17 protein-coding genes and 1 tRNA gene are annotated in these 20,150 nt (G+C 62.5%); 12 read left to right on the forward strand and 6 right to left on the reverse strand.

Annotated elements, in window-relative coordinates; all coding sequences use genetic code 11:
- Window positions 1–229 precede the first annotated feature (229 nt).
- Together mfd and J1M86_RS13260 are read left to right on the forward strand one after the other, a co-directional pair.
- Window positions 230–3,868, forward strand: coding sequence for a transcription-repair coupling factor (gene mfd / locus J1M86_RS13255; RefSeq protein WP_206510249.1), 3,639 nt, complete (start codon window positions 230–232; stop codon window positions 3,866–3,868).
- Entirely contained in the window at window positions 3,868–4,779 is a 912-nt protein-coding gene (locus tag J1M86_RS13260; RefSeq protein WP_206510250.1) for a MazG family protein, read from the forward strand. Before mfd ends, J1M86_RS13260 begins: the two co-directional genes overlap by 1 nt.
- Window positions 4,780–5,134: 355 nt before the next feature.
- On the opposite strand, the gene J1M86_RS26985 is transcribed toward J1M86_RS13260, so the two are convergent.
- The 5 genes from J1M86_RS26985 to efeU form a co-directional block, all read right to left on the reverse strand.
- Window positions 5,135–5,422 carry a DUF3558 family protein gene (locus tag J1M86_RS26985; RefSeq protein ID WP_368857263.1) on the reverse strand — a complete coding sequence of 96 codons (288 nt, stop codon included), beginning with the start codon at window positions 5,420–5,422 and terminating at the stop codon, window positions 5,135–5,137.
- A 365-nt stretch (window positions 5,423–5,787) separates the two neighbouring features.
- Window positions 5,788–6,429, reverse strand: coding sequence for a dihydrofolate reductase family protein (locus tag J1M86_RS13270; protein WP_206510227.1), 642 nt, complete (start codon window positions 6,427–6,429; stop codon window positions 5,788–5,790).
- 221 nt (window positions 6,430–6,650) lie between these two features.
- A complete protein-coding gene (gene efeB, locus J1M86_RS13275; protein WP_206510228.1) occupies window positions 6,651–7,901 on the reverse strand; it encodes an iron uptake transporter deferrochelatase/peroxidase subunit in 1,251 nt (416 codons plus the stop codon).
- Window positions 7,882–9,021 carry an iron uptake system protein EfeO gene (efeO, locus tag J1M86_RS13280; RefSeq protein ID WP_206510229.1) on the reverse strand — a complete coding sequence of 380 codons (1,140 nt, stop codon included), beginning with the start codon at window positions 9,019–9,021 and terminating at the stop codon, window positions 7,882–7,884. Before efeO ends, efeB begins: the two co-directional genes overlap by 20 nt.
- 14 nt (window positions 9,022–9,035) lie before the next feature.
- The gene (gene efeU / locus J1M86_RS13285; RefSeq protein WP_206510251.1) at window positions 9,036–9,857 is read right to left on the reverse strand and encodes an iron uptake transporter permease EfeU; all 822 of its coding nucleotides are present in this window, start codon (window positions 9,855–9,857) and stop codon (window positions 9,036–9,038) included.
- A gap of 247 nt (window positions 9,858–10,104) precedes the next feature.
- Here efeU and J1M86_RS13290 point away from each other — a divergent pair, with 247 nt between their 5' ends.
- The 9 genes from J1M86_RS13290 (at window position 10,105) to J1M86_RS13330 (ending at window position 18,066) form a co-directional block, all read left to right on the forward strand.
- A complete protein-coding gene (locus J1M86_RS13290) occupies window positions 10,105–10,830 on the forward strand; it encodes a lytic murein transglycosylase (RefSeq protein ID WP_307786630.1) in 726 nt (241 codons plus the stop codon).
- 128 nt (window positions 10,831–10,958) lie between these two features.
- Window positions 10,959–12,245, forward strand: coding sequence for a phosphopyruvate hydratase (gene eno / locus J1M86_RS13295; RefSeq protein WP_075837202.1), 1,287 nt, complete (start codon window positions 10,959–10,961; stop codon window positions 12,243–12,245).
- 29 nt (window positions 12,246–12,274) lie between these two features.
- On the forward strand, window positions 12,275–12,991 hold the full coding sequence (locus J1M86_RS13300) for a septum formation initiator family protein (RefSeq protein WP_206510230.1): 717 nt from the start codon (window positions 12,275–12,277) through the stop codon (window positions 12,989–12,991).
- Window positions 12,988–13,530 carry a DUF501 domain-containing protein gene (locus J1M86_RS13305; RefSeq protein WP_206510231.1) on the forward strand — a complete coding sequence of 181 codons (543 nt, stop codon included), beginning with the start codon at window positions 12,988–12,990 and terminating at the stop codon, window positions 13,528–13,530. Before J1M86_RS13300 ends, J1M86_RS13305 begins: the two co-directional genes overlap by 4 nt.
- Entirely contained in the window at window positions 13,527–14,471 is a 945-nt protein-coding gene (locus tag J1M86_RS13310; RefSeq protein WP_206510232.1) for a Ppx/GppA phosphatase family protein, read from the forward strand. The genes J1M86_RS13305 and J1M86_RS13310 overlap by 4 nt, the downstream gene beginning before the upstream one ends.
- An 11-nt stretch (window positions 14,472–14,482) precedes the next feature.
- Window positions 14,483–14,556 (forward strand) — tRNA-Leu (locus tag J1M86_RS13315).
- A gap of 402 nt (window positions 14,557–14,958) precedes the next feature.
- Window positions 14,959–15,567, forward strand: coding sequence for a DUF6088 family protein (locus J1M86_RS13320; RefSeq protein ID WP_206510233.1), 609 nt, complete (start codon window positions 14,959–14,961; stop codon window positions 15,565–15,567).
- Window positions 15,564–16,562: a nucleotidyl transferase AbiEii/AbiGii toxin family protein gene (locus J1M86_RS13325; protein ID WP_206510234.1), complete on the forward strand. Its 999-nt coding sequence runs from the start codon at window positions 15,564–15,566 to the stop codon at window positions 16,560–16,562. Before J1M86_RS13320 ends, J1M86_RS13325 begins: the two co-directional genes overlap by 4 nt.
- 109 nt (window positions 16,563–16,671) lie before the next feature.
- Window positions 16,672–18,066, forward strand: coding sequence for a hypothetical protein (locus J1M86_RS13330; RefSeq protein ID WP_206510235.1), 1,395 nt, complete (start codon window positions 16,672–16,674; stop codon window positions 18,064–18,066).
- 14 nt (window positions 18,067–18,080) lie between these two features.
- On the opposite strand, the gene J1M86_RS13335 is transcribed toward J1M86_RS13330, so the two are convergent.
- Window positions 18,081–19,427 (reverse strand): hypothetical protein, encoded by a 1,347-nt coding sequence (locus J1M86_RS13335; protein ID WP_206510236.1) that lies wholly within the window; start codon window positions 19,425–19,427, stop codon window positions 18,081–18,083.
- A 201-nt stretch (window positions 19,428–19,628) separates the two neighbouring features.
- Between J1M86_RS13335 and J1M86_RS13340 the strand changes: the two genes are divergently transcribed.
- Window positions 19,629–20,150: transposase (locus tag J1M86_RS13340; RefSeq protein ID WP_206510237.1), on the forward strand; the 522-nt coding region annotated here is incomplete at its 3' end.

Consider the following 20,150-nt stretch of genomic DNA (forward strand, 5'->3'; position numbering starts at 1 on the left):
CTCGTCCTGGTGCATTCGGCCTGAGCTTCTGTTCGGTCCCGGCTGCCGCGAGGTCGTGCTGCTCCCATAGACTCGACTTCGACTTGCCGCACGCCTCGTCGGCGTCGGCGTCGTATCAGCGTCACTGCATCATTCGCAGCCGTCGTGTCTACTCGCTTCAGGAGCATCGCTGTTGTCTTCCGATTCCTTGCCGGATACCGCTGCTACCTCCTCGGCTGCCGCATCGACGATCCTTCCCGATCCGCACCTGGCGTTGTCAGGGCTGGTCGGTCTCGCATTGAGGGACACCTCGCTCTCGTCCGTCACCGAGGCGGTCGGCGCCGCCGAGCGCACCTTTGTCGGCCCCAACGCGTCCCGGCCATTCGTGACCGCGGCCATCGCCGCCCGCGCGCAAGTTCTCGTCGTCACAGCAACAGGGCGTGAGGCCGACGACCTCACCGCCGAATTGCGCCAGGTGCTGGGCGACGGCGTTGCGCAGTTCCCGTCCTGGGAGACACTGCCGCACGAGCGGCTCTCGCCGAGCGCGGACACCGTCGGGCGACGGCTCGAGGTGCTGCGTCGACTGGCTCGCCCCGAGGACAAGGACTACGGCCTGCCGTTGCAGGTCATCGTCACCACCGTCCGGTCGCTGGTGCAGCCGATGGCCCCCGGACTCGGTGAGATCGAGCCCATCGGATTGAAGGTGGGCGTCGAGATCGACTTCGACGGACTCATCCACCGGCTCGTGGAACTGGCGTACACCCGCGTCGACATGGTCGGAAAACGCGGGGAGTTCGCCGTCCGAGGTGGCATCCTCGACATCTTCTCGCCGACGGCCGATCATCCCGTGCGTGTGGAATTCTGGGGTGACGAAGTCACCGAACTTCGTGCTTTTTCCGTGGCGGATCAGCGATCGCTGGCCGACGTCGAGATCGAATCGGTCATTGCTCCGCCGTGCCGCGAGCTGATCCTCACATCGGAAATCCGTGATCGGGCAGCGGCTCTTGCAGTGGACAATCAGGCCGACGCCGCTCTTGTCGAGATGCTCGACAAACTCTCTGCGGGCATCCCCGTGGAAGGGATGGAGGCGCTGCTGCCGCTGCTGCAACCGGGTGAGCTCGAATTGCTCGCCGACGTTCTCCCCGCGGGCGCGCATGTTCTGCTGTGCGATCCCGAGCGGATTCGCACGCGGGCGACCGATCTCGTTCGTACGGGCCAGGAATTCCTCGAAGCCTCCTGGACGGCGGCGTCCGTCGGCGGCGCGGCACCGCTCGACGCGGCGGCGATCAACACCGAGAGCCTCGGCGGGCTGAGCCTCGATCTCGGGGCATCGGCGTATCGGTCGCTACGTCAGATTCGTGAGTCCGCGCAGGCCCACGGGCGGCCGTGGTGGACCATCAGCCCACTCGCCTCCGGCAGCGGCGACGAGGTCGAGTTGGTCGTCGAGTCGATTCCCGAGGTTCGCGGTTCCGAGGAACTGCTGACGGGCGTGTTCGCGATGTTGCGTGCGCATGTGTCCACGGGCGGTCGGGCTGTCATCGCCGTGGCAGGTGCAGGCACGGCTACCCGCATCATGGAACGTCTCGGTGAAGCCGAAGTGCCTGCGGTGCATATCGAATCGGGCGCCGAACCTCTACCCGACGTCGTCAGTGTGCTGTGCGCGACCCTGCACGAGGGCCTGATTCTGCGTGACGCAGGACTCGTGCTCGTCACCGAGAGCGACCTCACCGGTAACCGTGTCGCGGCCGCCGAAGGCCGAAAGATGCCCGCCAAGAGACGAAATCAGGTCGATCCGCTTGCGCTGGTCGCGGGCGACAGCGTCGTGCACGATCAGCACGGTATCGGCCGGTTCGTCGAAATGATCGAGCGCACCATCGGCGGTGCGCGGCGCGAGTACCTCGTCATCGAGTACGCGCCCAGCAAGCGCGGGCACCCCGGTGACCGTCTGTTCGTGCCGATGGATTCGCTCGACCAACTCTCGCGCTACGTGGGCGGCGAGCTTCCGTCACTGAGCAAGCTCGGTGGATCGGACTGGGCCAACACCAAACGCAAAGCCCGCAAGGCTGTTCGAGAGATCGCCGGAGAACTGGTCCAACTGTATGCCGCGCGGCAGGCCGCCCCCGGTCACGCTTACGGCCCGGACACACCCTGGCAGCGGGAGATGGAAGACGCGTTCGGCTTCACCGAGACGATGGATCAGATGACGGCCATCACCGAGGTCAAGGCCGATATGGAGAAGCCCGTTCCGATGGACCGCGTCATTCTCGGTGACGTCGGCTACGGCAAGACCGAGATCGCGGTGCGAGCTGCGTTCAAGGCCGTGCAGGACGGTAAGCAGGTCGCCGTGCTGGTGCCGACAACGCTACTGGCGCAACAGCATCTGCAGACGTTCACCGCGCGCATGGCGGCGTTCCCCGTGACAGTGAAGGGTCTGTCCCGCTTCACGCACGGTGCGGAGTCGAAGCAGGTCATGGCAGGTCTCGCCGACGGCACAGTCGACATCGTGATCGGAACGCACCGGCTACTGCAGACCGGTGTGGCATGGAAGGACCTCGGGCTCGTCATCGTCGACGAGGAGCAGCGTTTCGGCGTCGAGCACAAGGAGCACATCAAATCGCTCCGCACTCACGTGGACGTACTGACCATGTCCGCCACACCGATTCCCCGTACGCTCGAGATGAGCTTGGCCGGTATTCGTGAACTCTCGACCATCCTCACTCCGCCGGAGGAACGTCATCCTGTCCTGACATACGTGGGTGCGTACAACGACAAGCAGGTCGCTGCGGCCATTCGTCGTGAGCTGCTGCGCGATGGACAGGTCTTTTTCGTGCACAACCGGGTCAGCTCGATCGACAAGGCTGCCAAGAAGATTCGTGATCTCGTGCCCGAGGCCCGCGTTGCCACCGCACACGGGCAGATGAACGAGGAAACGCTCGAGCGTACGGTGCAGGGATTCTGGCAGCGCGAGACCGATGTGCTGGTGTGTACCACCATTATCGAGACCGGACTCGACATCTCCAACGCCAACACCCTCATCGTCGAACGCAGTGATTCGCTCGGGCTCTCGCAGCTGCATCAGTTGCGTGGGCGCGTCGGACGTAGCCGTGAACGTGGATACGCGTACTTCCTGTATCCGCCCGAGAAGCCGCTCACCGAGACTGCATACGACCGACTCGCCACCATCTCGCAGAACTCCGATCTCGGAGCCGGAATGGCCGTGGCGATGAAGGACCTCGAAATCCGTGGCGCCGGTAACGTTCTCGGCGCAGAGCAGTCCGGTCACGTCGCAGGCGTCGGGTTCGATCTGTACGTGCGACTCGTCGGCGAAGCTGTCGAGGCATACCGTGCGGCCGCCGACGGTAGACCGATCACCACCGATGACGCCCCCAAGGAGGTGCGCATCGACCTACCCGTCGACGCTCACATTCCGCCGGATTACGTCACCAGCGACCGGTTGCGACTCGAGGCGTACCGCAAGCTAGCGGCCGCCGCCGATTCGGAAGGAATCACCGCCGTCATCGACGAAATGGTCGACCGGTACGGCCCACTTCCAGAGGAGGTCGGCCGGCTCGTCTCCGTCGCGAAGTTGCGCCTGATAGCCAAGGAATACGGTCTCACCGACGTCAATGTCAGTGGCACACAGGTCAAGATCGCACCGTTGGACCTGCCCGACTCCAAGCAACTCCGTCTCAAGCGGCTCTACCCCAGCGCGGCCTACCGCGCGACCACCGGAGTGGTGCAGTTGCCACTGCCCCGAGTGGAGGGCGGCGGCGTCGGTGCCGCGCGGGTGCGCGATGTCGAATTGGTCCAGTTCATTGCCGACCTCATACTGTCCCTCGACAGCAAACCGTCCAGGTCGGTGTTGCTGGAGCAAACTGTGGGGGTGTGATGACAGTAGTGCTGCTCGATCCTCTCCGGCCGACGATGGTGCCCGCCGAGGCCATCGAGTTTCTCAGTGGAATAGTCGAATTCACCGAGGAAGTGCCCGTTCGGACGCGCTGGTTGTTCTCCGGGGCAGCGCATGCCTTCGGCTCTGCGGAGGTACTCGTCAGCACTGATCCTGGCAATCGAGACGTGCAGGCGCGCATCTCCCGGGGTGAGCAGGTCATTGCGTCGCCGAACCTCCCCGGAGACGATCTGATCGCGGCCGTGATGCTGATGGATCGACTGCGAACCATCGGCGGATGGGAGGCGCAGCAGACGCACGCATCGTTGAGCGGCTACCTCCTCGAGGAAACCTACGAACTACTCGATGCCATCCACAGCGGCAATCTGCTCGATCTCAAAGAAGAACTAGGGGACATCCTCCTGCAGGTGCTCTTCCACTCCCGCATCGCGCAGGACGCGTCGGAGAATGCCTTCGATGTCGACGATGTCGCAGCCGGCTTGGTGGCCAAGCTGACGCACCGAACCCCACATCTCACCGACGGTTCGACCGGTCCCATCGATGTTGCGGCGCAAGAGAAAGCATGGGAAGAGCGGAAGGCCTCGGAGAAGGCGCGAGAATCCTGCCTCGACGGCATCGCGATGGCTCAGCCCGCTCTGGCTCTCGCGCAGAAGGTGATCGCCCGGGCGAGCAAAGCCGGCCTACCCGAGGACCTCGTACCGGACGAGCTGCGGACCGTGCACATCGGCCTCGACCACAGCCACGGCGGCGAAAGTGCAGAAGACCTGCTGCGCAGAAACGTACTGACCTTCGCCAGCCGTATCCGTGAGGCCGAGCAGTCGGCGAAGAATCACGGCGCCGAACCCGGGCATTTGTCTGCCATCGAATGGATCGAGAACTGGGGTCGGCGGTAGTTCGGTTGTTGGTCGCCCGCCCTCCCTTTTTGGCATGAATGGCACATTCAAGCTGTCTAGGCGTATGAATGTGCCATTGATGCGGTGGGTTGCGGTTTGTTGGTGAGCGAATGTCACCTTTGCTCACCTCGAGTGACCGAATGGGGCATTCGTACACTCTGAGTGACTCGGTGTGACATTCGCTGGGTTCGGAGTGACCGACTGTGACATTCGCTCACCGTTGTAGGCCTACTTTGGCCCAGCCTGGCCAATCGCGATCGAATTATCTTGCTCGGTGTCGTCGTACACTGTGAAGAACTTCTGGAAGACCGCCTGCATGTCCTGGGGCCATTGCATGTCCTCGGGGTGAGTCGACTCAAGAGGGCGGCAGGGAAGACGAGATCGCTTCGGTGTGCTCTCGGACAATCGCGCATAGATCACCCGGGTCCGTCCGCGTGCGCTTCCGCGACGCATTGAAAGTTGCTACCCCTGATTGGGTGGCAAACGCGATGTCGCATGAGTCCGAGGACTCTGCAACTTCGAGCTTGTATTGGTACGCGTCGCGGCCATCGATCGTTGTAGGGTTCAACTCTGTAATTCGTTCATCTTTGACTACGTCCTGAACCGTGTGCTCGGGGAAAAGAAAATCGAGTAGAAGTACCACGCTGGTTGTGACGAACTCTGCCAAGTGCAAATGTCCCAACCTGGAGTTATGTACCCCTTCTCTGCCATAGAGTCCTTCGACGCAGGGTCGAGTCCGGCAGCGGCGATGGCGTCGTCTGGGATGGTGCAGGGGTCGAAGGGGTCAGTCTGGCCTGCGGTGGCGGTACCGGTGACGTCTGCGGAGCACCCTGCGACCAGCGTCAGCGCCGTGACCGCTGTCAGCAGCAACCGCAGTTTCACTCGTCCCCCTCGTCGCCCAAGAATCTCCTCGACAGGTTGGGCGCAAGCCCCCACAGTTCGGTTCCATTCGCGCCGCTGGATCGGGCTGCTTGCGCCAGCGGCGCGAACTCTCCCCTGAACCCCGAGCTACTTCCTCCAGAACAGGTGGTGTTCGACTCCGCTTCGGCTGGGAACGACTTCGTGCTCGAATCGGTCGTCGAGCTCGTCGGGTGATTCCCAGAGCTTGAGCCCCGTCCCGAATTCGATGGGGGAGACAGTGACGTGCATGGTGTCGACAAGATCCGCGTCGAGAAATTCTCGGATGGTGGTGACGCCGCCGCCGAGCCGCACATCGCGGCCGAGTGCTGCTTCCTTCGCCTGTTGGAGCACACTTGCTGGTTCGCCGCTCACGAAGTGGAACGTAGTGTCGGATAGCGTGATCGATGGCCGAGTGTGATGGGTCATGACGAACACTGGCGTATGGAAGGGTGGCTCGTCGCCCCACCAGCCCTGCCATTCGAGATCTGCCCAGGGGCCGCGCTGCGGTCCGAACTTGTTTCGGCCCATGATTTCGGCGCCGATGTTGTGGGAGAAATCGCGAGTGAAGTAGTCGTCGAGGCCGCGGCTGCCGCCAGGATCCGTACGGTTCGGCCAGCTCGCGGTGGCTCCGGCCCACGCAAACATCCCCTGATGGTCGAGCCCGAACGGGCTGTCGAAGCTCTGGTCGACGCCCGCGGCGATTCCGTCACGGGAGACCCCGAAATTCTGAACCCGAACTAACTGCTGCATTGCCTACTCCCGCCGTCGATGGTGTCCTACGAGATGCAGACTCGACAACACCTGCAAACTCATCGCTGCGTTGGGCTCGGCGAGACCGAATGTGACATTCGCTATCGCCGAGGTGAGCGAATGCGCCATTCGCACACTCTGAGTGACCGAATGTGACATTCGCTCCGGCCCGGCCAAATTGACCGAATGTGACATTCGCTCCGGCCCGCCCGCAGCAAACCTCAACCGAACAAGGTCGATCCCCAGTAGTCTGACTCGCCCAACCCCGGGGGACACGCGAATACGGCCGATCCGACGTGTTGGATGTATTCGTTCATCGCATCGTTGCGGGCCAGTGCACGCTGCATGGGCACGAACTGGGTCAGGGGATCGCGGCAGTAGGCGATGAAGAACAATCCGGCATCGAGGTGCCCGAAGCCGTCGGACCCGTCGGTGAAGTTGTAGCCGCGCCGCAGAATCTGCACTCCGCCGAGCTCCTCCTTCGAGGCCAATCGCACGTGTGCGGCGGTGTCGATCAACGGCCCGTCGGGGCCCTTCGAGTCCAGGTCCAGCGGATCGAATTCGTCGGAGTAACCGAGCGGTGCGCCAACCCCCTTGCTGCGCCCGATCACCCTTTCCTGTTCCTTCAAGGTGGTCCTGTCCCAGGACTCGATGAGCATGCGGATGCGTCGCGCAACGAGGTACGAGCCGCCGGCCATCCATGGCTGATCGTCGGCATCGGAAACCCACACGAAGTCCTCGAGCAGCGACGGGTCCTCGGCTTTGAGATTCGCAGTCCCGTCCTTGAACCCGAACAGATTCCGCGGTGTGGCCTGTGAGGTCGACGTCGACGAGGTGCGTCCGAACCCCAGCTGTGACCATTTGACCGACACTGTGCCGAAGCCGACACGAGCCAGGTTTCGGATCGCGTGGACGGCGACCTGCGGGTCGTTGGCGCATGCCTGGATGCACAGGTCACCGCCGGAGCGTCGGGCATCGAGGTTGTCGCCGGGGAAGTGCTGCAGGTCGGCCAAGGAGGCGGGCCGAAACTCGGAGAGGCCGAACCTGTCGAACAGACCGGGCCCGAACCCGATCGTCAGCGTCAACGACGAGGCCGCGAGCCCCAGGGCCTCACCGGTATCGGTCGGGACCTTGTATTCCCCATCGCCGACGGCACCGTCGGGGAACGTTTCTTCGCCCCGGACCAGCCGCTCGGCCATGTCGGTCCACTCCCGCAGCAGAGCGACGAACTCCTCCCGCGAATCGGTCGTGATATCGAACGCGACGAAGTGCATGCGGTCCTGAGCTGGCGTGACGATGCCGGCTTGGTGGTCACCGCGGAAGGCCACGACGTCCGATGCCGCATCGGGGGACGAGTTACCAGCCGCGTAACCCCCGACCGCTCCCGCGCCTACCAGCGCGGCGCCGGCCCCGACGGCACCGAAGAGGCGCCGTCGGGAAAAAGCGCCAGACTTACTGTCCTGCAACGACACCCTGCACCTGACTCACTTCTGCGGACAGCGCATCGATCTTGGTCGACAGCTCCTGCCTTTGTGGTTCGGTGACGGTGTCGTAGAACACGAAGCCATCACCCTGACGGTATTCGGCGAGTTCGGCGTCGAGTTCGACGAATCGGGTGTCGATCGCGCTGCCGAGTTCTGGATCGTTCCGGTCGATGATCGGGCGCACAGCGGCAACCGCTGCCTGCGAACCGTCGACGTTTGCCTGGAAGTCCCACAGGTCGGTGTGTGAGAAGAAGTCCTCTTCGCCGCTGATCTTGGTCTTGGCGACCTCGTCGAGCAGGCCCTGAGCGCCGCCGGCAACCTGGATCGGGTCGATGGTGAAATCCTCGGCCTTGATCTTGTCGGCGAGTTCGGCGATGTCGGCCTGCAGTCGGTCGGCCATGGCGTTGGTATCGGGCTGCAGTCCCTGCTCCCACAGATCTTTCTCGATGCGGTGGAAGCCGGTCCACTCGGCGCCGGGCTCGACGTCGGGCTCTCGCAGGTCGATGCGTGGGTCGAGGTCGTCGGGGAAGCTCTCGGCTACAGGCTCGATGCGCTCGTAGTAGCTACGGGTGATGGGGAATTGGGCCTTGGCGGACTCGATGTCGCCACTCTTGACCGCGGCGACGAACTGGGCGACGGTGTCCTGCAGCGCGTCGACCTGGCTGATGACGTAGCGCTTGTACCCCGTCGCGGCTTCGGCGAGAAGGCCGTCCTCGTCTGCCTGACGCACGGCCTCGCCGGTGACGACGAAGTTCGTGCGGATGCCGTCGCCGACCATGCCTGCCTTGCAGGCGGTTTGGTAGGTGCCGGGGTCGGGCAAAGCCACGATGAGCTGACGCGTCAGGCCGGGGCCGATGTTCTCGACCTCACCCATGACTCGATCGCCCTCGCCGTAGACGTAGAACTCGGTGACCTTGCTCCCGTTGTTGGTGATCTGAAACGTCGTGTTGCCCGTGGAGCCCTCGGTCGACGCGACCTCACAGGTGGTGTCGGTTGCAGTGACGGCGATGTCGGCCGCGCTCGTCTCGGACGAGGATTTCTCGGTGCAGCCGGCGAGTGCCAGCGGGAGCACTGCGACGGCGGTCAAAGCGTAGGTGGTGCGACGCATCGAAGAGACGCCTTTCATGAGGTGAGTGCGGGTTCGCGAACGCGGACCGGCCGGAGGAACAGGTAGAGCACGACCACGAGGTAGACCACCCAGCCGATGACTTGGAGGACGGTCGGCTCGGGTCGGAAGTTGAAGATGCCGGCGAGAACGGTGCCGTACCAGCTCGAGGCGTCGAAGTGTGCGGTGATGTCGAAGGCGACCGAGCTTCCGCCGGGGATCACACCGCCGATCTGCAGAGCGCGGATTCCGTAGGCGAGGATGCCTGCGGCGACGACGATCAGAAAGATGCCGGTGTACTTGAAGAACACGGCGAAGTTGATGCGGATGGCACCGAAATAGAGAAACACCGTCAGGGTTGCCGCGACTACGATGCCTAGCAGTAGCCCGAGCAGCGGCCACAGGCTGCCGTTCGCGTTCTCCGCATACCCGACCATGAGCAGCGCCGTTTCGATCCCTTCGCGCCCGACGGCAAAGAAGGACAGCGTCAGGACGGCGATCGGCCCGACGGTCAACGCCCGTTCCATTCCGGTGCGCAATTCACCGGCGATGTCTTTGGCGGCCGTGCGCATCCACAGCACCATTGCGGTGACGATGCCGACGGCGACGAGTGAGGCGAGCCCGGCGATGATCTCGGCGGTGAGGCCGGTGACCGTCGACGTCCCGTAGTGGATGACGAAAAAGACGACAGCAACCATCGCGACGGCGGTGCCGACCCCGAGCCAGACCCACCTGAGCGCATCGCGGCGGTCTGCCTTGACGAGGAACGCGACCAGGATCATCACGACGATGCCGGTTTCGAGGCCCTCGCGCAGACCGATCAGTCCGCTCCCGAACATCTGGGTCGTGATCGACGGAGTCGATGCCAAAGAGATGATCGACGGAGTCGGTGTCAAAGAGATAATCGACAGAGTCGAGGCGGCGAGTACGGACACGGATGGTGCTCCTGGAGATTGCGAAACAAGGGTAGGCGTACCTTAGGCGGCACGGTGGAACATACACCCTTCGCGGCCAGGGAAAAAGCCTTTGACCTGCGCATACTGTCGGCTTTAGGTTTCTATTACTTTCGATAGGCAGGATGGTGGAGTGAAGATCCGACTGCTCCAGCTGCTCGCCGTTGTCGCGGCGGGTTCGATGGTCGCGGCTTGTGGCTCGACGGAACCGCGACGAGCTATTCCCGAGGGCATCCCGCCCGGGCCGGGGACGCCCGTCCCCGTCATCGACTTCAATGCCCCCGGCAGAACAGCCGATCTTCTCGTTGCCTGGGCCGAGCCGCAGGCGGATGCGTTGAACATCTCGGTTCCCGCACTCGCCGCCTATGCGCACGCTGCCGCGATCATGGCCGACACGTCACCGGGTTGCGGGATCGCGTGGACGACGCTGGCCGGGATCGGTTACATCGAAAGCAGACACGGCACGTATGCGGGATCTGCGGTCGCGTTCGACGGCACGGTGGCACCGCCCATCCGCGGTATTGCGCTCGACGGTGGGCCGGGCATCGCAGAAATTCCGGACACCGATGGCGGGTTCCTCGACGGAGATCCGGTCTACGACCGGGCCGTCGGGCCGATGCAGTTCATCCCCGAAACGTGGCGAAAGTGGGGTGTCGACGCCGACGGCGACGGCGCGGCCAACCCCGACAATCTCGACGACGCGGCCCTGACGGCAGCGCGCTATCTGTGCGCCCGCGGCGGTGACCTCCGTACTCCCGAGGGCTGGGAGCGTGGGCTGATGGCCTACAACCAGTCGGGGGTGTATCTGCGGGATGTGCGCGACGCCGCCGCTGCGTACTCGATCGGAACACACGCCTAACCGTCGGGCGTCGCATGCGGGGACGTCATGGGAGCGGCTAGTCTGACACCCGGCACAGTCCGCAGCTCGGTCGTCGACGTCCACTGATGAAGTGGTCTCGGCGGTCCCCGTTACTAGGAGAAGCATTCGTGGCCATCATTGAGCAGGTCGGAGCTCGCGAGATCCTCGACTCCCGTGGCAACCCCACGGTCGAGGTCGAGGTCGCGTTGGACGACGGAACCTTGACCCGGGCGGCAGTACCCTCCGGCGCCTCCACCGGTGAGCACGAGGCCGTCGAGCTTCGCGACGGTGGCACCCGCTACGGCGGCAAGGGCGTCGAGAAGGCCGTCAACGCCGTCCTCGACGAGATCGCACCCGCCGTCATCGGCCTCGACGCCATCGAGCAGCGGGCCGTCGACCAGGCCCTTCTCGACCTCGACGGCACCCCGAGCAAGTCGCGTCTGGGCGCGAACTCGCTGCTCGGCGTTTCGCTTGCAGTCGCCAAGGCTGCTTCGGAATCGGCTGGTCTCGAGCTCTTCCGTTACCTCGGTGGCCCCAACGCCCACATTCTTCCCGTGCCGATGATGAACATCATCAACGGCGGCGCTCACGCTGACAGCGGCGTCGACGTGCAGGAATTCATGATCGCGCCGATCGGTGCGCCCACCTTCAAGGAGTCCCTGCGCTGGGGCGCCGAGGTGTACCACTCGCTCAAGTCGGTCCTCAAGGCCAAGGGCCTGTCGACGGGCCTGGGCGACGAGGGCGGGTTCGCACCCGATCTCGCCGGCACCAAGGCCGCGCTCGACCTCATCCTCGAGGCCATCGAGAAGGCCGGCTACAAGCCCGGTCAGGACATCGCGCTCGCCCTCGACGTCGCTGCCACCGAGTTCTACACCGCAGGTACCGGCTACGCCTTCGAGCGTGAGACCAGGTCGGCCGAGCAGATGTCGGCGTTCTACGGCGAGCTCGTCGACGCCTACCCGCTGGTGTCCATCGAGGATCCGCTCGATGAGAACGACTGGGACGGCTGGGTCGCACTCACCGAGAGCATCGGCGACAAGGTTCAGCTGGTCGGCGACGACCTGTTCGTCACCAACCCGGAGCGCCTCGAAGACGGCATCGTCAAGGGCGCAGCCAACGCGCTGCTGGTCAAGGTCAACCAGATCGGCACGCTCACCGAAACCCTCGACGCAGTCGAGCTCGCGCATCGCAACGGCTACAAGACCATGATGAGCCACCGCAGCGGCGAAACCGAGGACACCACCATCGCTGACCTGGCAGTTGCCGTCGGATGTGGTCAGATCAAGACCGGTGCACCCGCTCGAAGCGAGCGCGTCGCCAAGTACAACCAGTTGCTGAGAATCGAAGAAGCTCTCGGCGACGCGGCGCGTTACGCGGGCGAGCTGGCGTTCCCCCGGTTCAATTACGAGGGATAGTTCAAGCCGAGCGTTACTGAGGTGGATCGATGGCGGCACGACGAGGAAGGCCGGGGACCAGTCCGGGAGGACGTGACCCCCGACCTCGCGGCCGCTCGACTTCGCGGAAGGACCGGTCGGCCGGTGCTGCGTCGGGAAACCAGCGCAGTTCCGGTCAGCCGGCGCCCGAGCCGTCGGATCAGGCTCGTGACGCGGTAGTCGCCGGCAAAGCAGCTCCTCGACGCGTCGAGGCTCGCGCGTCGGCGGGATCGGGTGGCGAGCGGACGTTCTTCGGACTCTCGACGGCCCGGGCTGTGATCCTCGCCGTCGTCGTCTGCGCGTTGGCGCTGACATTGGCGATGCCGCTGCGGACGTATTTCTCGCAGCGCGCCGAACTCGAGCAGGTTCTCGCCGAAGGTGAGGCGCTCGAAGAAGAAGTCGCGGACCTCGAGACAGAGAAGACGCAACTCAACGATCCGACACGTATCGCAGCCGAGGCGCGCTCTCGGCTGCGGTGGGTGATGCCGGGGGAGACGCCGTACACGGTGCAGTTGCCCGGCGACGTCGGTCCGACAGAAGAAGAAGTGGAAGCAGCCAAGAAGGCCGAGGGGCCCTGGTATCGAAGTCTGTGGGAGTCGGCCGTGCAACCGCAGGAAAGCGCGGAACCCGGCCCGCCGCCGCCAGATGCGCTACCACTGGAAGCCGTGCCGGCGCCCGAGCTCGAACCGGCTCCCGCGCCGGAAATAGAAGGAGGACCTGTCGGGTGAGCTCGACTGAGGGTAGTTCTGCAGTATCGCAGGAAGATTTGGACGCGGTCGCGTCCCAGCTGGGCCGCGAGCCCAGGGGCGTGCTCGAGATCGCGTACCGCTCCCCGGACGGTCGTCCCGGCGTGGTGAAAACCGCTCCCAAGCTTCCCGACGGCACCCCGTTCCCGACGCTCTACTACCTGACCGATCCGCGGTTGACCGCCGAGGCCAGCCGTCAGGAGTCGGCGGGGGTCATGCGCGAGATGACCGAGCGCCTCGGCACGGACGAGGAACTCGCAGCCGGCTATCGCCGTGCGCACGAGTCCTACCTCGCTGAGCGTGACGAGATCGAATCGCTCGGAACCGATTTCACCGGTGGCGGTATGCCGGATCGAGTGAAGTGCCTGCACGTTCTGATCGCGCATTCACTCGCCAAGGGGCCGGGGCTCAATCCGCTGGGCGACGAATCGGTCGCTCTCGCGGCCGAGAATTCGTTGCGCGGCAAGGCTATTCCGGCGGACTGGCCGACCATCGATGAACTACGTGGGGAAACAACATGACTCGGGTCGCTGCCATCGACTGCGGCACCAATTCCATCCGGCTTCTCGTCGCCGACGTGAAGGACGGAGTGCTGACCGATGTTTCACGCGAGATGCGCATCGTCCGGCTCGGGCAAGGCGTCGACGCGACGGGATCGTTTGCGCCCGAGGCGATCGAACGCACACGCATCGCGCTGGAGGAGTATGCCGGGATCATCCGTGAAACGGGTGCCTCGGCCATTCGCATGGTCGCGACGTCAGCGACACGTGATGCGTCCAATCGTGACGAGTTCTTCGAGATGACGCGGACGATCCTCGATCCCATCGTGTCCGGATCGGTGGCCGAGGTCATCACCGGCGACGAGGAAGCGCGACTGTCGTTCGCCGGTGCCGTCGGGGAACTGGACGCCAAAGGTGCGCCCTTCGTGGTCGTCGACCTCGGCGGCGGTTCCACCGAGCTCGTTCTCGGCGACGCCAAGGGTGTCCGCGCGGCATACTCCGCGAACATCGGTTGCGTGCGTTTGACGGAGCGGTTCCTGCACAGCGATCCACCCACCGCCGAGGAGATCGCCGGGGCCCGCGAGTTCGTCAGAGAGAAACTGCACGAGGCGTTCGAGGACGTGCCCATCGGTGAGGCATCGAGCTGGGTCGGAGTTGCCGGCACGATGACGACCATCGCGGCCATCGCCTCGGGACTCACCGAGTACGACGCCAACAAGGTGCACCTGACCCGCATCTCGTTCACCGACCTGTTCGAGGTGTGCGATCGACTCGTGCACATGACGCGCGAAGAACGAGCGGCGTTGGGCCCCATGCATCCTGGACGGGTAGACGTCATCGGCGGCGGATCGCTCGTGTGCAGCGTGCTCGCCGAAGAATTCGAACGCCGCGGCGCCGTCAGCACACTAGTCGTCAGCGAACACGACATCCTCGACGGAATCGCGATGTCGATCAAGATCTGACCCAAAGTTCGGCCCCCATAGCCCAATTGGCAGAGGCAGCGGACTTAAAATCCGCACAGTGTCGGTTCGAGTCCGACTGGGGGCACTGGAGTCCATGTGGATCCAGAACTGAACGGTTGCTGTGGGTACCGAGTTCAAGCAGGTTGACCTCAGGTCGGTTTACGGCTGCGATGGCTTCGCCGAAAACCTCGGGGTGAGTTTGATGGAAGTACGTTCTGGGGCGCGGTCCTGACACCTCGGCCTCGATTCTTGCTCTGTGCCGTCATAGAGTACGAAGAACGCGGCGGTTGTGAGACTCGGGGAGAATGATAGTCAAAGTAAGTCGTACGTTCGAAGCTGTTCCCCACTTTGGACAACGGGGGCGGATGCCGACCGCTGTCGTGTTGGTCGCCTCGATAGATGTTCGGCGAAGCCGTTCGGGTCCTGACGTGCGGAGATGCATGCGCCGTCTTGTGTTGATGTCACGTTCCCGGTACAGTTTTGTGACATGAAGTCCGCAACAAAGCCTGCGATGGCCATCCGCGATGCAGTGCCCCGGTCGTTTGTTCGGGTCGCGACACTTCCTGGTTCCGAGGCCGCGGCACGAAAGGCGGCCTCACGGGCGGTCGCCAACGGTGAGTTAATGCGGGTACGCAAGGGTCTGTACTACAAGGGCGCGAAGACTCGTTACGGTACGGTCAAGCCCCGGGTTGAAGATGTCGTACGTGAAGTCCTGGGTCGGCAGGCGGGTTTCGGGCCAGCCGGATTTTCTGCCGCTCGGATGCTTGGATTGACCACCCAGGTGCCAGCCCGGATGCACGTAGCAGCGCTCAAAACAGTCGAGAGCATCGATGGCGTAGAGCAGCATAAGAGGTCGAACTTAAGGCGCGCCGATCTCACCGAGCGTGAGGTCGCAGTTCTAGAGATTCTTCGAGCGCCGGAGAGCTACGTTGAGGGTGGCTTCCCTCGCTTCGTTCACGCGGTGGCCAATCTCTTGGAATCTGGGGGAGCGCGGTGGGAAGTGCTCCGGAAGGTTGTCGAAGGCGAGCATAATACTGCTGTCCGTGCAAACTTCCAGGCTGTAGATTCTCGACTGGCGATGCTGGCTGCCGCGTGAGCGCTCCTCGTTTGCGTGAACACCCGGACGAGTTGCAGGCGCTCACGCAGGTAGTCGCAGAGGGGTCGGGAATCCCGATTGCCTTCATCGAGAAGGACTTCTGGGCAATCGAGGTACTGCGAGTAGCAAGTGCGGATAGGCCGATATCGCAGCCCGACGGCTCACGTGCCACTGTCAGGTTTGCCTTCAAAGGTGGAACTAGTCTCAGTCGAGTCTTCGGAATTATCGACAGATTTTCTGAGGATATCGACTTGCTTGTTCTTTTCCCGGATCTGTTGAGCACGGGTGCACGGGAGCGGTCGCTGAAAGCAGTGCAGGATGACGTTCGACAGCATCTCAACCTCAAGGTCGGCGACGTAAGCGCATCGCAGCAGACCAAAGGGATTAAACGGGCAGTCCGCTACTCTTACCGTGGTGTTGCGTCACCGAACGATGCCCTCAGTGAGGGTGTGTTACTGGAAATGGGATCTCGCGGTGGCGATGAACCACTTATTGTGCACTCGCTCAGATCGCTGGTTGCCGAATATGCTATTGAAAGACTTGGGGATTCGTCAGAGATATGGGAAGAATTTTCGGCGTTCCGATTGAACGTCCTTGGCCCTGAGCGCACTCTTCTGGAGAAGCTTTCGGCGGTGCATACCGCCTGTGCCGACACTACGGCAATCTCGGACCGACTGTCACAACATGGCCGCCACTTCTACGACATACACAGACTTCTCGAGTCCGAGCATGTCCGCGATCGCTTGGAGCAGCTGGGTGTCGCAGGCGTAGAGAAACTTGCGGAGGACATTCATTCGAGAGGAATTGATGCTGGTTGGGCTTCGGTGCCCCGACCCAAAGAGGGATATGCATCGAGCCCTGCATTCTCGGACGCGGGTGATATTGGACGCGTTGTGAGAGACTCCTACGAAAAAGCATCAAACCTGATTTACGGTGAGCCGATAACTATAGAGGAATGTTTGGCGTCCGTTCGGCGTTATTCACAGCTAATCTAGCAATTCTTGGGTCTTTGGGCATCTCGAATGAAGTCAAAGTCCGGCACGCTGCAACTAAGAGATTATTTCAGGTGATAGCAAGCTGAATTGAACATTGACGGGTGCGAATGTGAATGCTGTGTGGCCTCTGCGCGGAGAATTTTGGCACGAAAAATCTACCGATGCCAAAGTCAATGGCGCGGTGTCACGCGCATCCGGGCTCAATGGAGAGGCAGTGCTGACGGTCGACGGAAACCTACTCCCTCCGAAGCGGCGCGTGCGGAATGATTCGAATGGCGAATACTGGGAGCTTCTATCAGAATCTGCGGACGAAATGGTGGAGAATTTTTCGCCGTTCGTAGGTTTCGGTTTGACGGATGACGGTGTGAAGGCGACACTACTCAACTGCAGATTGAGTCGTTCGATGGTTGGCCCGAGCGGGAGAAAGCAGTGTATTACTGCTCAAACTATTCTGGTAGGCGCTCATGTGAGCGGGCACGACCAGCTCTACTCAGCTATCCGATTTGAAGTTGACGAGGCATGGCGGTGGGAACACCTGGGTACGTCACCCTTGCGTCAAACCCTCTCGGATGGCGCGTACCTCGCATTTGAACACGGTGCCAAATCCGCAGAGTTCACGTACGTATCGGCCAGCAGACGGACGCTCAGGGATCTCGAAAGCGGAATCGTCAACGCGGTGGCGACTCTGGCAGAGCTCTGTATCGGCGATCGAGTGACCGGTGTCTCCTATGCCGTGCAGATAGACGGTGAAAGCGAATGGCTGCCCGTACTCTTTGAGTACGACAGGCTGCAGCCCGACAAGAGGCACCGCCGGCCGCTCATTCCCTTCAATGAGCTCACGCTGCAGACCGTTGGACGTTGGCTGGATGTCGCCACGCGATTAGACAACCTCGCTGATGCTGTCGCGCAAGGCCCCACAGGAGTCGTCGAAATCCAGGTAATTTCTACCTGCGCAATCGCAGAGGGCGTACATTCCCGCCTATACGGTGATGGCGACCTGAGTGAAGTAATTGGAAAAGTTCAGCGGAAGTTGATCAGGTCGGCCGCCTACGACGCTGGAATGCGTCAATTCGATACCCTGAATATACCGAAATATCGAGACCGTGTTGCGGATAGTCTTCGCACGTCTCTAGGTGCGCTTTCTCGGAAAGCCTTCGCGACGAGGATTTCGGAACTCGGTGCGGCCGCAGTCGGTACCGTACCTGAAGTGCTTGAGGACTTCGACGCACAGCGTCTAGCTACCTTTAAGAATTGGTCTCATTTGGTGACGTCCTCCCGTAATTCCATGGCGCACCAGTCCCGGGAGCCTTTAGGAGCGGGTCCTGCGAGCGATAAATATGACTACCTACTGGCGGCTGTCATGTCCTTGGACTGGGTGCTACGGATTGAGCTTCTAGGACGCGCGGGAGTCAGACCGTCCGCTATTCGCTCGGCACTGTTGGCTGACAATCGATTTGAGATGTACCGAGCGAATGTTCGCGCGATCCTGGAACATAGGGTCTAGTTTAAGGAGTTTCTTTATCGCGAGCACTGGGCCATGAACTCGACAGTCTCGCGGGATGCTCCAAATTCGCGAGCCAGCCAGAGACGAACAAGCAATGCCCCAGACGTAGCGATGACCCAGGTGCGCAACGAATCGGGGGATGGTTGATCTGCGTGTTTGGCACCTTTATACAAGCTGTTGAACGCGGCCGCCCAATCCTCGAAGCTGCCGAATGGTGCGACACCGTTGTTGTCGTCTCCGCGGATGACACTGTCGATCGAGCAATCCAAGGAGTCGTGGATTGTCTTCATATACTGCGGAAAGCTGAGCTGCCTGCGGGTGTTGAGGGTTCCGTTCCTCGTTGCGATCCTGTATCCGAGTGCCTCTATAGCAACCCCAACCTGGAGGAGTAGCACCTCGGTTGTCGATCCGCGCTGGAATCGGGATGACGAAAGAGGGTTTACAACGCGCGCCCAGTCGTTCGCTTCGTCTACCCACCGGCGGACTCCTTCGACGCCGATATCGTCAAACGAGAAGAGCGGTGTGTCGCGTCCGTTCAGGCTAGAGCCGTGGTGGATTTGGCCGCGTCCGCTCCATGTGGAGGTGCTGGATCTCCACCTATCACTCAAAGGGGTGCCGTCGAGTGGGTCCGTCAAAGGGTGGTCCTTGTTTGTAACCGATGCGATTTGCAGTTGGCATCGCCGCCAGTACGCAATGGTCAGCAGGTCTTGGACGCTCTGGTGGACCATCACGTGAGGTTCCCAATCGGCCGCAGTAGGAAGGAAGGTCTGCACAAGCACTTTCTCGGTGATCGTGTGGGTGCCGTGATTACGGGATTCTTCATAGGAGAAGTGTGGGTTGAAGGAAAGACCCGAGCTTGGTGCAATGTCGACTTTGGTCTGCGACCGGGCTGTCGTAGTCAAGCCGCTGATCAGGCCCTGATCGTCGTAATGTGTCTGCTTCTCGACGGAAGAGAGCGCTGTCCACGCGGCCAATCCGTCGATCTCACTCCTCATGCCATTGATGTTGAACAAGTCTTGGGACAGGTTGTCGAGTTCGACAGCGAACCTCGCCGCGACCCTGACCCGGCCGGTGAGCTCTCCGATCAGGTTCGATGATTGCCCGGCCAGACGACATTCCCCGAGGCCGATTCGCATCGAGTGGTCAGCAAACACGAGACGACCCGTGGAGTCGAGGACGTCCGTGGACACTGTGAACGGTTCCGGCTCATCGAAACCGACGGTGATATCGAGACCTGTGGGAAGTTCGAGGACGATGGTTCGGTCAGTGATGGTTAGCTGTCCAACTCCTAACGGTCGTGAGTCCCCAAAGCGATACACGATTCCGATGCGAGGCGTCGTGCTTCTCAAATCCTTACTCATATGGTCCTTCCTTATGACCTTGCGGTTGTAAAGGGATCGGGTAACGCCGATAGTGGGTTCAGCGCGAGGCTGTCAGGTGCAGTGGGTGCGCACACCCGGTCGCAGGTGCCCGACGTTACCTAGGAGACTGCTGAACAATCCGATGGCCGATCCACGTCGCGTCGACCCGCGTTTAGGTGTTTGACCTGCGATAATGTTGGTATGCAGGGAAATTCGGAGTCGCAGGGCGACCTGTGGGACGTCTCATCGGTGGCCGGGCACCTCCTCCCGCCCGGGAGTGTGTTCTCGTTTCTCGCGGAGCACCGGCTCGAGCTGTTCCCGCCGGAGATGTTCACCGACCTGTTCCCCTCGACCCGCGGACGGCCCTCGATCGCTCCGGAGGTCGTCGCGTCGGTGCTGGTCCTCCAAGCCCTGAACGGGCTCTCGGACCGTGCCGCCGCCGAAGCGGTCACCTTCGACCTGCGGTGGAAAGCGGCGTGCGGACTCGCTGTCGACGGGTCCGCGTTCCATCCGACCGTCCTGACCTACTGGCGCAAACGGCTCGCCGCCTCGGAGCACCCGAACCGCATCTTCGACACCGTCAAGGAGGTCATCGCCGACACCGGTGTCCTCAAGGGCCGGACCCGCAGGGCGTTGGATTCGACCGTCCTCAACGACGCGGTCGCCACCCAGGACACCGTCACCCAGCTGGTCGCCGCGATCCGCCGGGTCGCCGCCATTGTC

Origin of the sequence: Rhodococcus sp. KRD197, assembly GCF_017168235.1 — a bacterium.
GTDB lineage: Bacteria > Actinomycetota > Actinomycetes > Mycobacteriales > Mycobacteriaceae > Rhodococcoides.

Excerpts from the sequence above, each read along its gene's own strand:
- efeO (WP_206510229.1), bottom strand. The coding sequence starts at position 9,021 with ATGCGTCGCACCACCTACGCTTTGACCGCCGTCGCAGTGCTCCCGCTG.
- J1M86_RS13270 (WP_206510227.1), bottom strand. The coding sequence starts at position 6,429 with ATGCAGCAGTTAGTTCGGGTTCAGAATTTCGGGGTCTCCCGTGACGGA.
- J1M86_RS13310 (WP_206510232.1), top strand. The coding sequence starts at position 13,527 with ATGACTCGGGTCGCTGCCATCGACTGCGGCACCAATTCCATCCGGCTT.
- J1M86_RS13335 (WP_206510236.1), bottom strand. The coding sequence starts at position 19,427 with ATGAGTAAGGATTTGAGAAGCACGACGCCTCGCATCGGAATCGTGTAT.
- J1M86_RS13260 (WP_206510250.1), top strand. The coding sequence starts at position 3,868 with ATGACAGTAGTGCTGCTCGATCCTCTCCGGCCGACGATGGTGCCCGCC.
- J1M86_RS13320 (WP_206510233.1), top strand. The coding sequence starts at position 14,959 with ATGAAGTCCGCAACAAAGCCTGCGATGGCCATCCGCGATGCAGTGCCC.
- J1M86_RS13300 (WP_206510230.1), top strand. The coding sequence starts at position 12,275 with ATGGCGGCACGACGAGGAAGGCCGGGGACCAGTCCGGGAGGACGTGAC.
- efeU (WP_206510251.1), bottom strand. The coding sequence starts at position 9,857 with ATGTTCGGGAGCGGACTGATCGGTCTGCGCGAGGGCCTCGAAACCGGC.